Genomic DNA, 15,279 nt, shown 5'->3' with positions numbered 1-15,279 from the left:
TGAGCCGCAGGCGCGTTGCGAAAGCCACTTTCGCAACGCTGAAGGTTGCGAAAGTGGCTTTCGCAACCCCACCCACGACCGTCGAGGCCCACCCGCCTGAGTTCGCCAACGGGCTCTAGCGCTCGAGCTTCGGGATGGTGGTCCGGGCGGGTTCGGCCGGCGCCTCGGCCTTGCCGTCGCGCAGCTCCTCGATCCGCTCGACCAGAGTGGCCACTGTGGACGCTTCGAACAGCGTCTTCATCGCCAGCCGCGTACCGGTGGCCTTGCGCACCTGGGCGATGAGCTGGATGGCGACCAGTGAGTTGCCGCCCAGGGTGAAGAAGTCGTCGTGCACGCCGATCTTCTCCACGCCGAGCAGCTCGGTCCACTGGCGGGCGATCTCAGCCTCGAGGTCGGTGCGCGGGGCGACGTAGTCGTCCTCCGAAACCCTCACCAGCGCTTCGCCGGGTTCGTCGAGCTCCTCGGCGCTGACCCGGTGCTCGATCAGCTCCCGCACCGGGAGGGTGCTGATCACCACCTGCCCGCCGAGGCCGGGGGCCAGCGCCCGGACGAACGCCTCGGCGCCGTCCACCGGCCGGATCCCGGTCGAGGTCGGCGCAGTGTCCACTGTGGACATCATAGGTGCCGAAAGGCTGCCTCCCACGGCGTCCTGATCGACCTGGCGCAGCACGAAGTCCTCGATCGTGACGAGCACGCGGCCGGTCTCGTCGCACAGCGAGAGGTCGGCCGCCACCACCTGGTCGCCGCCGGAGTCGCGGTAGCGCAGGTGGCTGCGGAAACTCGCCGGGAGCATGTCGTGCACGACGATCCGGCCGTAGCTCATCGGCAGGTAGGTGCCGCTCCCCCGGCCGCGGCCGAAAGCGGTCGCGACGTCCAGCAGTGCCGGGTGCAGACCCCACGCGCCGACGTCACCCGCCGCCGCGTCGGGAGCCGTGATCGTGGCCAGCTCCTCCTGTGCGCCGATGCGGTGTTCGCGCAGCGCCGCCCAACGCGGGCCGAAGGTGACCATGCTGGTGCGGCCGGTGCCGAAGCCGTGCCCGTCGTCGATCGGCTCGGTCTGCCCTGCCACCGCCTCGATGTCCACAGTGGACACCGGCTCGGCCGCGACCCACCCTGCGGAGCCGCGCACGTGGGTCCGGCTCGCGCCGGCGACGTGGCTGGTCACGGTGAAGTCGTCGCCGTCGAACTCCACGCGGTACTCCGCGGTGGCGCCGTCCGGGACACCGAACGGCTCCAGGAACGCGACGTCCCGCAGCTCGACGACGTGCCCGTCACCGGGTTTCGGCAGTGCCGCCGCCACCGCCGCGCGGACGGTCTCCAGGTGTCCCGTGCCCGGTACCACCGGCACCCCGGCGATCCGGTGCTCGTCGAGCAGCCAGTGCGTGGCCGCCGAGACGAGGCCGTGCGCGCCGTCCTCGGTGCGCGTGGTGAGCACGGGATGCTCGACCGGGCCGAGTGCCCGCGACCGGGCGGTGCGGATCGTGGTCGGCGCGGCCACCTCCGCGGCCATGCCGACCTCGTCCCAGCCACCCCAGGCATGCGAGACCAGCCGCGCCCGCCAGCCGTGGCTTCCCCGCGCGTAGGCGTCGAGGAAGTTGTTGGCGGCGCAGTAGTCGACCTGTCCGATGCCGCCCACCACCGCGGTGATCGACGAGCACAGCGCGACGAAGTCCATCGGCAGGTCGGCGAACGCCTCGGCGAGAGCCAGCGTCCCGGCGATCTTCGGGGCCAGCACGGCCTCGGCCGCGGCCCGCTCCTTCACCTCGGCGACACCGCCGCCGGGCATCCCGGCGGCGTGCACGATCCCGTCGAGGCCGCCGAACTCGCGCTCGGCCAGCTCACGCACCTCGCGCAGGCGTGCCGCGTCGGTGACGTCGGCGGCGGCGACGTGCACCACCGCGCCCGCGGCCTCCATCCGCCGCACGGCGAGCATCGTGCGCCCGGCGCGGTCGGTGCCGCCGTGCGCGGCGAGATGCGCGTCCCACTCCGCGCGCGGCGGCAGCCCGGTGCGGGCGAGCAGCACGAGCTTCGCCCTCACCCGGCGGGCGAGGTCCTCGGCGAGCGTGATGCCGATGCCGCCGGTCCCGCCCGTGATCAGGTACCGGCCGCCTTCACGCAGCACCGGCTCGGCGGCCGAGGGCAGTTCGATCTGCGTGTGGTCCAGCACCCAGCGACGGCCTGCCCGCAGCGCGACCTCGGCCGCCGCGTCGGCCGGGCGGAACAGTTCGGCGACGAAGTCCTGTGGGCGGTCGGCGTCGATCCGGCGCACCACCGTGCCCGGGACCTCCAGCGGCACCACCCTGGCGATACCGGCGAGGGTCGCGTGCTCGGGGCGGGTCAGGTCGGTACCGGTGACGTCGGCGGTGCCGGTGCTCAGCACGTCGATCCGCACCGGCTCGCCCCAGGCCTGGACGAGGTTGAGCACGCTGAAGAACCCGTGGTCCTGGGCGGCCATGCCACGCTCTTCCCCGGCCAGCGTCCAGGCGTGCACGACCCGTTCGGGCCGGTCGGGCAGCGCGGCCACGAGCGCGTCGTAGTCCTCGCGCACCCCGGGCCGGACGGTGAATCCGGTCTCCGTCGCGGCGAACCCGTCGCCGGGACGCACTTCGGTGACCGTCACTCCGGCTTCGCGCAGCAGGCCGGGCAGGACGTCGTCGGCGGCGAAGACGAGCGCGTTCGCGAAGGGCTCACGTCTCAGGTCGGGTTCCGCCTGCCGCCACGCCGGGACAGCGAACCATTCGGACAGGGGCAGCGGACCGGTCGACCGCGCGGGCTGGGTGGCCGTGACCGGATCCGGGTCGACCCAGTACCGCTTGCGCGCGTACGGGTAGCCGGGCAGCGGTACCCGGTGGCCGGGCGCGCCGAACATCCGCGCCTGGAGGGAAACCCCGTTCGTCCACAAGAGACCGGCCGCGCCGTACAGTGTTTCGACGTCGCCGATGCGCTCGGTGCGCCCCGGCAGGCTCGGCTGCGGCGCGGGCATGCCCTTCGGGACCTGGCCGCGGGCCAGCCCGGCCAGCTGGTGCCCCGGGCCGCATTCGACGAGCGCCCAGCGGCCGCCGCGCGCGAACAGGGACTTGACGCAGTCGCCGAACCGGACGGCCTGGCGCAGGTGGGAGGCCCAGTAGGCGGGGTCGGTGGCCTGGGCGTCGGTGATCCAGTCGCCCGTGACGTTCGACAGGAACGGCAGGTCGGGCGCGGTGCGGGTGACGGCGGCGACGGCCTCGGTGAACTCGGCCAGCACCGGGTCCATCATCGGCGAGTGGAACGCGTGCGAGGTCACCAGCTCGCGGCACTGCACGCCGCTGGCCTTGAGCGTCGCCGCGAAGTCCGCGACCGCGTCCGACGGCCCGGCCACGACGCAAGTGCCGGGCCCGTTCACCCCGGCGACCGCGAGGGCGCCCGGCAGCCGCGTGACGACGCTCTCCTCGTCGAGCTGGACGGCCAGCATCGCCCCGGCGGGCATCGACTGCATCAGACGGCCGCGCGTGGCGACCAGGTTCAGCGCGTCCGGCAGGGTGAAGACCCCGGCGACGGTGGCGGCGACGTACTCGCCGACCGAGTGACCGATCATCGCCGCGGGCCGCACGTCCCAGCTCTGCCACAGCTTCGCCAACGCGTACTCGACGACGAACAGCGCGGGCTGGGTCACGCGGGTTTCCCGCAGCGCCTGCTCGCCACCGGCCGAGAAGATCAGGTCGCGCAGCTCCGGCAGCTCGGCTTCGAGCAGCCGCAGGCACTCGTCGACGGCCGCGGCGAACACCGGCTCGGCCTCGTACAGCTCGGCGCCCATCCCGGCGTATTGGGAACCCTGCCCGGGAAAGAGGAACGCCACGTTCGTCTCCGCGGCCTGTCCGGACACGAGGCGCCGGGAGTCCCGCAGCCCGTCGATCGCGTCCTCCGGGTCACGGGCGACGACGACCGCGCGGTGCGGGTACTCGGTGCGCCCGGCGGCGAGGGTGTGGGCCACGTCGGCGAGATCGAGGTCGATGTCCCCGGCCAGCCGCTCGGCCAGCCCGTCGACCGCGTCCGACAGCGCTTCCGCGGTGTTGGCCGAAACCCGCAGCAGGTGCGCCGGGTGCGGCGTCCGGAACCGCTGTGGGATCGGCGCCTCCTCGAGCACGACGTGCGCGTTGGTGCCACCGACGCCGAACGAGCTGACGCCCGCCCGCCGCGGCACCTGGCCCGCCTCCCACTTCGTCACCCCGCGCGCCGGGTAGAACGGGCTCGCCGGGAAGTCGATACCCGGGTTGGGTTCGTCGTAGTTGATGGTCGGCGGGATCAGCCCGTGCTCCATGACGAGCACGGCCTTGATCAACGAGACCACGCCCGCCGCCTGCGACAGGTGGCCGATGTTGGACTTCACCGAGCCGATAGCGCACCAGCCGGTGTCCGTGACCCCGTCTCCGTACACAGTGGACAGTGCGGTGATCTCCATCGGGTCGCCCAGCGCGGTGCCGGTGCCGTGCGCCTCGACGTAGCCGATGGTGCGCGGGTCGACACCGGCCATGCCGACGGCCTGCGCGACGGCCTCCGTCTGCCCGGACACGCTGGGCGCGGAGAAGCCGACCTTGGTGGCGCCGTCGTTGTTGATCGCGTTGCCCAGTACGACGCCCCGGATGTGGTCGCCGTCCTCGATCGCCTGCGACAGCCGCTTCACCAGCACGACCCCGGCGCCGCTGCTCCAGACCGTGCCGTTGGCGCCGGCGTCGAAAGCGCGCACGTGGCCGTCCGGCGAAGTGAAGCCGTCGACACCCATGTAGCCGATGCCATGCGGCATCTCCAGGTTGACCCCGCCCGCCAGGGCCATGTCGCACTCGCCGTTGCGCAGCGCCTCGCAGGCCAGGTGCACCGCGACCAGGGAAGTCGAGCAGGCGGTGAACACCGCGAGGCTCGGGCCGCGCAGGTCGAGCTTGTACGACACCGAAGTCGTCAGGTAGCTCGGCTGGTTGCCGGTCGAGATGCCGATACCGCCGTGCTGCGAGGCGAGGATCCGCTCGTTGCGCAGCAGGTTCTCCTTCAGGTAGCCGGTGCCCCCGGACCCGCCGTAGACGCCGATCGCGCCGTCGAAGCGGGCCGGGTCGTAGCCCGCGTCGGTGAGCGCGGCGTGGCACGCCTGGAGGAACAGCCGATGCTGCGGGTCGGTGATCTCGGCCTCGCGGCTGGTCATGCCGAACAGCTCCGCGTCGAACTCGTCGAAGCCGTCGACCATGGCCGTGGCGTTCACCCAGCTCGGATCGTCCACGGTGGCCGTTTCGGCGCCGCGGGCGATCATCTCCTCGCGGGTGGCGGACACGATCGACTCGACGCCGTCGACGAGGTTGCGCCAGAACTGCCGCGCGTCCCGCGCGCCGGGCACGCGCACGTCCAATCCGACGATAGCGATCGGTTCGGCTCCGGGATCGCCGGTGCCGGTTTCGGGAAGGTGGTTCACGGTGGTGCTCCTATTCGGGGCCGGCCTGGCCGGTGGTGCGGCGGGGTCTTCTGGTCTGGATGCGGCCGCGGCGGGCGGCGACGCGTTCGGCGGCGCGGGCCAGTTCCGGGCCGGCGGCGCCGCCGGAGTGCAGATGCGTGGCGAGGGCGCGGACGGTGGGGTGGGTGAACAGATCGACCATCGGGATCCGGCGGGCGAGCCGGGCGGTGAGCTGGGCGTGCACCCGGGCCACGGCGAGCGAATGCCCGCCCACGTCGAAGAAGTTGTCGGTGTGCCCGACTTCGGCGACGCCGAGGACGTCGCACCAGGCACGAGCGATCACGGCCTCGGTCACGGCGAGCGCCGCCGGATCCGCGGCCACCGACGGCGGCCGTGCCCTGGCGCGGATCGTCGCCCCCGGCGCGGCGGTGCGGACACCCGCCCGAGGCAGCTCCGGCACACTCGTCCCGACCGGCGCGTCCGGCGCCGCGGCCAGCGCGCCGAGCAGAGCGACGTAGTCCTCGGCGAGTCCGGCCATCCGGGCGTGGTCGAACAGATCCGGGTTGTACAGCAGTTCGACGCCGTCGTCGTGGACGTACACCGTGAGGTCGAACGGCGACCCCGGCTTGTCGACCGGCAGCCACGCCGAGGCAACGCCGGGCAGGTCGAGGTGCGGCTCGGTGAAGTTCAGGACGTTGAACATCACCTGCACGAGCGGGGCGTGCGCGGGATCACGGGGCACGCCGAGCGCCTCGACGAGCCGCTCGACCGGCGCGGCCGGATGCGCGGTCGCGGCGAGGAGTTCCGCGCCGCCTTCGCGGACGTGCGTGGCGAAGTCCGCGGCGTCGTCGGCCCGCAGCCGCATCGGCACGATGTCCACGAAGAACCCCGCGACCTCCTGGCACTCGGCGAGCTGCCGGTCCGCGACGACCGTGGCGACCAGGTGGTCGGTCGCGCCGGTGAGCCGCCGCAGCAGCTGGCCGAACGCGGCGAGCAGCACCCCGGCGCGCGTCGCGCCGGTGCGGGCGGCCAGTGCCCGGACCGCTTCGGCGGAACCGTCCGGAAAGGACTGACGCAGGCTCGCGCCCCGGTAGGTCTGCACGGCCGGGCGCGGCCGGTCACGCGGAAGGTCCACTGTGGCCGGTGCGCCGGTGAGATGTCCGGTCCACCAGGCGACGTCGACGGCCTCCCGGCGTTCGTCGCGCCCGGCCCGCCACACCGCGTAGTCCGCGTAGGACGCCACCGGCGGCGGCAAGGGCTCGCCCCGGTAGGCCGCCGACAGGTCTGCGCACAGCAGATCCTGCGACCAGCCGTCGAACACCGCGTGATGCAGCGTGAAGCCGAGCACGTGCTCCGTCTCGCCGAGCCGGTAGAGCCGCACGCGCCAGGGAGCCTCACGGTCGAGGTGCACCGGAGTCGCGGCGTCGGCGGCCAGCCGGGCCCGCAGGCCGTCCTCGGTCACCGGCGCCACCGGCAGCGGAACGTCCGCCGACGGCAGGCGATCCGCCAGTGGCGTGCCGTCGACGGCCCGGATCCGCCAGCGGAGCACGTCGTGCCGCTCGGTGACCGCGCGCAAGGCGTGGCACAGCGCGTCGATGTCGAGCGCGCCGGTCAGCCGGAACGCCATCGCGATGTTGTACGGCGCGGCGTCCGGGGCGAGCTGGTCGAGGAACCACATCCGCCGCTGCTGCGGGGACAGCACGGGCGCGTGGCCGGTGGTCAGCCCCGGCCCGGTCAGCGGTGACGCGGCCGCGACCCGCCGGGTGAGCCCGCCGAGAGTGCCGCTCGCGAAGACGTCCTCTGTGGCGACGTCCGCGGCCAGCTCCGCCCGCAGGGCCGCGACCAGGCGCATCGCGGCGATCGAGTTCCCGCCCGAGGCCAGGAAATCCGTCCCCGCGCCGTCGCCGAGCACTCGCCGCCAGATGGCCGCGACCGAGCGTTCGGCCGGGGTGCCGAGCGCGCCGAGGTCCTCCCGTTGTCCCGCCAGTGCCGCTTCGGCCAGGTCGCGCAGCGCGGGCCGGTCGATCTTGCCGGTGACCGGATTGACCGGAAGACGGTCGAGCACCCGGACGGCGGCCGGGTGCATCGCCGCGGTGAGCCGGTCCCGGCCGAGTTCGTCCACATCGGACGGTGCGGACGCGGGAGCCAGGAAGGCCACCAGCCGGGTGCCCGCCTGCCCTGGGACGGCCACCACGGCGGCGGCGTCGACGTCGGGGTGATCGGTGAGCGCGGCCTCCACTTCGCCCAGCTCGATCCGCTGGCCGCGGACCTTCACCTGCCGGTCGGCGCGGCCCGCGAATTCGAGACGGCCGTCGGGCAGCTCGCGGACAAGATCGCCGGTGCGGTAGAGCCGCTCCCCCGGCGTGATCGGGTCTTCGACGAACTTCGCGGCGGTCAGCTCCGGGCTGCCGAGGTAGCCGAGCGCGAGGCCCGGACCGCCGATGAGCAGCTCGCCGATCTCGCCGGGTACGACCGGCCGCAGCTCGGCGTCCACGACGTACGCCCGGTGGTTCGGCGTCGGGCGGCCGAGCGGCAGTGGGTCCGCGGGGATGCCGGTGACCTCGTCGGTGACGACCACGACGGTGGTCTCGGTCGGGCCGTAGGCGTTGAAGAACCTCCGGCCCGGCAGCCAGCGCGCGGCGAGATCCGCGGGCACCGGCTCGCCACCGCACGCGACGACGCGCCAGCCGGGAACGGCCGCCGGGTCCACCATGGACAGCAGTGTCGGCGTGACGAAGCCCCACTCGACGTCGTGCTCGACGAGGAACCGCCGCAGCCGTTCGGGGTCGGCCCGGTCGGCGGCGCCGGCGAACTGGACCGATCCGCCGTGCGCCAGCGGGACGAACACGTCCATGGTGAAGGCGTCGAAGGCGAGTGAGGAGAGGCCGAGCGTCCGGATGCCGGGCCGGATCCCGAGTGCGGCGGCGAACCCGGTGACGAACGCGACCACGTTGCGGTGACTGGTCAGCACACCCTTGGGGCGGCCGGTGGAGCCGGAGGTGTAGAGGAGGTGGACGAGGTCGTCCGGCCCGGCGGGGCATTCGGCGGGCCCGTCCGCGGGCGGGGGTACGTCGAGAGCCTCGATGCCCTCCGTGGCACCGAATTCGGCCCGCGCGCGATCGCCGACGACGAGGGAGATCCCGGCGTCCGCGGCGATTTCGGCCAGCCGTGCCTTCGGGCCGCCGGGTTCGAGCGGTACGTAGGCGGCCCCGGACAGCAGTACGCCCACGACGGTCGAGATCAGCTCCGGCCGCCGGTCCGCGCAGACGCCGACGCGGGTGCCGGGCCCGGCACCCCTGGCCCACAGCAGCCGGGCGACGCCGGTCGCCGACGCGACCAGTTCGCGGTAGGTGAGCCGGGCGTCCCCCTGCCGGACGGCGACGGCGTCCGGGGTGCGTGTGGCCTGGGCGAGGATCAGCCCGCTGAGCGTGGTGTCCGGATAGGACAGTGGCGGGCCGTGGCCGCCCGTGACGGGCAAGGTGTCGGTCACCGAGGGCTCCCCTGGTCGGAGGTGTAATGCGGCGGTGGGTCGATCCAGTGCCGCTCCCGCTGGAACGGATACCCCGGCAACGGGACGCGGCCTGGTGAACCGCCCGCTGCCCACTCGACCTCGCCACCCGCGACCCAATGGGCGGCGAGGTCCCGCTCCGCTCCGGCCGGGCCTTCGACGTCGGTTCCGTTCGCCAGCAGCGCATCGAGCGCGTCGACCGCCGACGCGACCGAGTCCGCCACCACGGCGGCCCGGCACGCGAACGCCCGCCGGGCCGAAAGCGTGTACGCCGCGTCCCCGAGGTCCGGAGCGTCCGTGGCGAGCCTGTCGCGCAGCCGGGACACCGTCTCGCGCAACGCTTTCGCGTCACGCGCGGACATCGGCAGTACGAACGGACCGCTCGCCGACGCCCGTGGCGGGACGGCAGGCGCCTCCTCCACGATCATGTGCACGTTCGTGCCGCCCATGCCGAACGAGCTGACCCCGGCCACCCGCCGGTCGCGGACGGGCCAGTCGGTGGCCTTCGCCGGGACGTACCAGGGCCCGCCCGCCAGGTCGACCTCCGGATGCGGCGCCGTGAAGTGCAGGCTCGGCGGGATGACGCCGTGCCGCACGGACAGCACGGCCTTGATCAGCCCGGCGATACCCGCCGCCGCGTCGAGGTGCCCGATGTTCGTCTTCACCGAGCCCAGCGCGCACGTTTCCGGCGGCGCGTCCCGGTAGACGCGGTTGAGCGCGGCCACCTCGATCGCGTCACCCAGCGGAGTGCCGCTGCCGTGGGCTTCGAGCAGCGCGACCTCGTCCGGTTCGACCTCCGCGACGGCCAGCGCCTCGGCCACCGCGGCGGCCTGCCCGGCCGGTCCCGGCACGGCGTAGCCCGCGCGGTCCGCGCCGTCGTTCGTGATCGCCCAGCCGGGCAGCACGGCGTAGACGTGGTCGCGGTCGGCGAGTGCGTCCGCCAGCCGCCGCAGCACGACCACCCCGGCGCCCGAGCTGAACCCGGCGCCCGCCGCGTCGACGTCGAACGCGCGGCACCGGCCGTCCGGCGACACGAGTCCGCCACCGCGATACCGCGGCGACGTCACGCTCACCCCGCCGGCCAGCGCGACGTCGCACCGGTAGTCCGCGAGGCTCTGCGCGGCCAGCGCCACCGCCGCGAGCGAGCTGGAGCACGCGCTCTGCACGGCCACCGCGGGCCCGGTGAGCCCGAGCCGGTAGGCGACCTGGCCGGGCAGGTGGTCGGCGAGCTGGCGGCCGGTCAGCCGCCCCTCCCAGTCGTCCGGGTCGACGTCGCCGGTCACCGCCGGGTTGCCGAACAGGTGGAACAGGAAGTAGCGATTCACCGAGGCGGCCGTGAACACCCCGACCGGCCCGGTCTCGGCGGCGGGGTCGCGTCCCGCGTCCTCGAGTGCCCGCCACGCCGTTTCGAGGAACAGCCGGTGCTGCGGGTCGGTCCGCGCGGCCTCGTCTGCGCCGAATCCGAAGAACCCGGCGTCGAACTCCTCGACACCCTCGATCCGGCCACCCGCCCGCACGTACGCCGGGTCCGCACGTAGGCCCGGCCCGATGCCCAGCGCCGCCAGCTCGTCGTCGGCGTAGTCGTGGATCGAGTCGACGCCCGCGCAGAGGTTCCACCAGAACGAGGCGGCGTCCGGAGCACCGGGGAACCGGCAGGCCAGCCCGACGACGGCGATGAGATCCCCGGACTGCTCCTCCGCCGCGACCGGCGGCTGAGTGTCCGAAGTGGACTCCGTGAGCCAGGCTGCCTGCCCGGCGATCGTCGTGCGCTCGAACAGGGCGAGCAGCGGAACGTCCACCCCGAACTCGTCGGCCAGCCGCGCCTGCACCCGGCCGAGCCGCAGCGAGTCGCCGCCCGCGTCGAAGAACGCCTCGGCGCGCCCGACCCGGTCGCGGCCCAGCACCGCGCACCAGATCCGGTGCACGCGTTCCTCGTCCGGGGTCAGCCGCTCGGCCGGGGCCGTCGCGGCCGCCCGCGGGTCCGGAAGAGCCAGTTCGTCGAGTTTTCCGGTGACGGTCAGCGGAAAACCGTCCAGCACCGCGACGGCCGCGGGTACCGAGTAGCCGGGCAGGACGTCCGCCAGCGCGGCGCGCAGCCTCCGGCCGTCCGGACGCGGCTCGGCCGCGGTCACGTAGGCGAGCAGGTCGCCGTCGCGCACGATCGCGCGGGCTTCGGCCACGCCGGGCTGTTCGGCGAGCCTGGCCTCGATCTCGGTCAGTTCCACCCGGAAGCCGCGGACCTTGACCTGCCGGTCGAGCCTGCCGAGGCAGACGAAGTTCCCGTCCGGCAGCAGTCCGCCGAGGTCGCCGGTCCGGTAGCGACGGACGCCGTCGGCCGTCACCCCGAACGCCGGGCTCGGCTGGTCGAGGTAGCCGTCGACGAGGTGCCGCCCGCGCACTTCGAGTTCGCCGCTGTCCAGCACGGTGAGCGTGAACCCGGGCAGCGCGCGCCCGATCGGCAGCGGCCCGTCGGCGCCCGGGTCCAGTTCGGCGGCGGTCGTCCGGTGGTGCGCGGCGAAAGTCACCTCGGTGGCGCCGTAGCCGTTGACGAACACGCATTCCGGCGCGAACCGGCCGCGGCGGACGTCGGCGTGGGTCGCCTGCTCGCCGCCGAGCAGCACGGTGCGCACGGACGGGAGGCCGGTCTCGCCGAGGACGTCGAGCAGGTGCCGGTAGACCGTGGGCGTCGAGTGGTAGACGGTCACTTCGTGCCGGGCCAGCTCGCGTGCGGCGTGGGCGAGACCGTGCGCGCGCAGGTCGATCGGCACGAGCGCGGCGCCGCTGAGCAGTGCCGGGTAGAGGTCCGGGATCGCCGCGTCGAAGCCGAACGACGCGAGCAGGCTGAGCCGGTCGGCCGCGGTGATGCCGAGCGCGGCGATCTGGTTGTCGACGACGTGCAAGAGATTGCGATGGGTCTGCGCGACGGCTTTCGGCCTGCCGGTGGACCCGGAGGTGAACAGCACGTACGCCGCGCTGTCCGGATCCGATTCGGGCACCGGGAGCGGCGCGGTCTCCGTGCCCGAACGCACGAGCCGCGCGGATCCGTTACGGCACAAGGATTCCGCCAGCTCGACGTACTCCGGATCCGCGAGCACGGCGGTCACCCGCGCGGCCGCGAGCTGGTACTCGAGACGCTCCCTGGGGAACGTCGGGTCCAGCGGGACGTAGACGCAGCCTGCGGCGAGAGTGCCGAAGATCGCCGCGATCGCGGCACTGCCGTGCTCGGTGACGAGCCCGACCCGCTCCCCCGGCCGGACACCGGCGTCGCGCAACCGCAGCGCGCGACCGCCCGCGAGCCCGGCGAGCTGGGCGTAGGTGAGCCTGGTGCCGTGTTCGAAGACCGCGATCCGGTCGGACGACTGCCGGGCGTGCACATCGAATCGGCTGACGCAGCCGGCTTTTGTCATCGGGCGGCGAGCAGTCGCTCCGAGGTTTTTCGGGCGCGCGACAACAACGGCGTGGACTTCATCTTGCTCCCCAGTGACCATTCAGGTGAAGAATTACGCAAGGTTAAGACGAGCTGTCGTCCCGAGGAATACGAATTCCGCCGATTTGGTCCGAATGGCCCACGATCTTGGACCATACGTTGCAGAAATCTGCGCCTTCCAGCCCTCTCGGCGACCTGGGCGGGAATTTTCGCCCACTTTTTCGACCACAACAGACACTCGATCGACTACTTTTAGTAAGGCGTCGGATAATAACCGACACCGTGTCCCGGAATGCGTTCACGAACACCGGAACGTCAAAGCGCGGAGATCCGCGACCGCCGCGTCAGGATTCCAGGTCCCTGCGCTGATAACCGAGTACGCCGAGCGCCACCAGCGCTCCGGTGACCAGCAGGAGGCAACCGGTCGCGCCCCAGTCGGGCGGCGCTTCGGGCACGGAAGCCAGATAGGTGTACGGGGACAGGTAGGTAAGCCACTCGGGTGCGTGCGTGCTCTGCAAGATCACGGTGAGCAGGAAGCCACCGGCGACCGGCAGCGCACCCAGTGCCGCGACCGCGCGAGGTGCCCAGCCGAGCGCGAGCGCCGCGGCACCGAGTGAGAGCGACGCGACCGGCGCGACGTTGGCGACTCCGGCGAGTGCCGCCGTGATGCGCAGCGGGGCGTCCGCGATGGCCGCGCCGCACCAGAGCGTCAACCCTGCGACGGCCAGGAGGACCAGGACGCCCAGGCCGGTGCTCGAGAGTTCGGTGAGCACGATGCGCCGCCGGGAAAGGGGCAGGGCCACTAGCGGGGTCAGCCGCCGATCGGCCTCGGCCGCCGCGAAGGCGGCGATCCGTGTCGCGGCGTAGAGCCCGACAGGGATCGTGAGCAGGCTGAACATCGCCGCGGCGAATCCCTCGGCGGTGCCGAGGCCGCCGAACCCCGCGGCCGCCGCCAGTTCGGCGAAGCGCGGGTTCTCACGCAAGAAACGCAGGATCGACGCGATGAGCATTCCGACGAGCAGGAAGTAGGTCCCGATCCCCAGTGCCCAGGCGAGGGTGGGGCGCGCGGCGCGCCGTACGGCGAACCCGGCGACCGACCCCAGCAGCCGCACCCGCGGCCGCCGCCTTCCCGAAGGATTCAGCACTCCCCTGCCGACGTCCCGGCGCGAGCACGCGATCATCGCCGCCGCGCTGATCGCGCCCGGAAGCGCCACGAGAACGAGTAGCGGAGTGACCCTGTTGTCCGCGTAAGGCGCGGCGATAGCGGTCAGGCCGAACGGGGTGGCCCAGGAGGCCCAGGACAGCGCGCTGACCCCGTCCGCGAGCATGCGCAGGAACAGACCGGCACCGAGTACCGCGACGGCGAGCCCGGTGGCGGCGGCGCGGGCGGGCGCGAGTTGCGCGGCCAGCGCGCCCACGGCGGCGAACGTCATGGTCACACCGAAAAGGCCGGCGGCGTAGATGACCGCACCGGTGGGATGGGTCCCGGTGATCAGCAGGGCCACGGCCACCGCCGCCGCGATCGCGGCGGCCGCCACGGTCAGCACGGCCAGAATTCGTTCGAGTGGATCGGCCGCGCGCAGACGGCCCGCGAGCATCAGGTCCACGCGGCCCGAGTCCTCCTCGCCGCGCGTGAGCCGGGTCGCGGTCAGCAGTGCCCACACCCCGGTCAGGATCTGGACGGGAGTGCCGGTGCGCCAGACGGTGAATCCGCCCGGGTCGTCCAGCGCGACCGGTGGCCCGAACAGGATCCGGATGGCCGGGTTTTCCGCCAGCGCCCGCAAGGCGGCGCCGTTGAGTTCACCGGAGAAGGTGCTTTGGTACTGGCCGGCCACGACGGCCGACATCCCCGCCGCCGCCAGTCCGACGAGCAGCGCGCCGCGCCGGATCCGGCGACCGAAGTGCCGGGTGACCGCGGCGCCCGCACTCCCGTGAGCCGAGTTTTCCAGTTCCGGCGACAGCCTCAGGGGCCCGGCTGGTGACGTGGTCATCGCGCGTTCTCGCCGTAGTAGCCGAGAAAGATCTCCTCGAGCGTCGGTTCACGCATCGAAAGCGTGGTGACGTCGGCGGCGGCGAGCGCCCGCAGCGCCGGGCCCGGCGGCCCGGACAGCGTGAATCGCAGACGGTCCCCGCCCAGCCGTTCGACCTCCAGCACACCCGGGATGTCCACAAGGGACGGTTCAGGTCCGCGATGGCCGATCTCGACCGTGGTGCGGTGCAACCGGCGCAACTCGGCGATTCCCGCGATTTCGACCAGCCGTCCGGCACGCAGGATGCCGACCCGGTCGCAGACCGCCTCGACTTCGGCAAGCTGGTGCGAGGAAAGGAACACCGTCTGCCCCCGCTCCCGCGCCTCGGCAACACACTGCCGGAACACCTGCTCCATCAACGGATCCAGACCACTGGTCGGCTCGTCGAGCACGAGTAGCGGTGCCTTGCAGGCGAAGGCGGCGATCAAGGCGATCTTCTGGCGATTGCCTGTCGAGTACGTCTTGGCGGGCTTGTCCGGGTCCACCTCGAACCGGCGCACGAGTTCGGTGCGATATCCCGGATCCGTGCCACGACCGACCCGTGCCAGCAGCTCGAGGATCTCGCCGCCGGTCATCTCCGGCCACAGCGCGACGTCACCGGGCACGTACCCCAGCAGGCGGTGCGCCCGCCGCACGTCGGCCACGGGAACTCCGAACACCGTCGCCGTTCCCGCCGACGGGTGGATCGAGCCCAGCAGCAGCCGGATGGTGGTGGATTTGCCCGCGCCGTTGGGGCCGAGGAAGCCGAACACCTCACCCGCGGGTACGGACAGCGAGAGATCGTCGAGAGCGAGCGTGCGGCCGAAGCGCTTGGTCAATCCGGTGGCCTGGACGGCGGCGTGCGACGTCCCGATGGTGCTGCGCATCGGTCGTTCCCTTCCCGGACGGCGGACATCGTTGC

5 protein-coding genes are annotated in these 15,279 nt (G+C 73.0%); all 5 read right to left on the bottom strand.

All coding sequences use genetic code 11. The annotated features are described in order from the left end of the window. Positions 1-115: 115 nt before the first annotated feature. A complete protein-coding gene (locus HDA45_RS38410; protein ID WP_184903856.1) occupies positions 116-5,434 on the bottom strand; it encodes an SDR family NAD(P)-dependent oxidoreductase in 5,319 nt (1,772 codons plus the stop codon). Between the two features lie 10 nt (positions 5,435-5,444). Further along, complete coding sequence (locus HDA45_RS38405; RefSeq protein ID WP_184903854.1) at positions 5,445-8,903, bottom strand: non-ribosomal peptide synthetase; 3,459 nt, start codon at positions 8,901-8,903, stop codon at positions 5,445-5,447. Next, positions 8,900-12,295 carry an AMP-binding protein gene (locus tag HDA45_RS38400; RefSeq protein WP_343072251.1) on the bottom strand — a complete coding sequence of 1,132 codons (3,396 nt, stop codon included), beginning with the start codon at positions 12,293-12,295 and terminating at the stop codon, positions 8,900-8,902. The genes HDA45_RS38405 and HDA45_RS38400 overlap by 4 nt, the downstream gene beginning before the upstream one ends. 397 nt (positions 12,296-12,692) lie before the next feature. Next, positions 12,693-14,339 (bottom strand): polyketide antibiotic transporter, encoded by a 1,647-nt coding sequence (locus HDA45_RS38395; protein ID WP_184903850.1) that lies wholly within the window; start codon positions 14,337-14,339, stop codon positions 12,693-12,695. Then, the gene (locus HDA45_RS38390) at positions 14,336-15,244 is read right to left on the bottom strand and encodes an ABC transporter ATP-binding protein (RefSeq protein WP_184903848.1); all 909 of its coding nucleotides are present in this window, start codon (positions 15,242-15,244) and stop codon (positions 14,336-14,338) included. Before HDA45_RS38390 ends, HDA45_RS38395 begins: the two co-directional genes overlap by 4 nt. Positions 15,245-15,279 lie beyond the last annotated feature (35 nt).

The organism is Amycolatopsis umgeniensis (assembly GCF_014205155.1).
Taxonomy (GTDB): Bacteria; Actinomycetota; Actinomycetes; order Mycobacteriales; family Pseudonocardiaceae; genus Amycolatopsis; species Amycolatopsis umgeniensis.
Note: the sequence above shows the minus strand (reverse complement) of the source record. Positions and strands in the feature narration are given on the sequence as shown.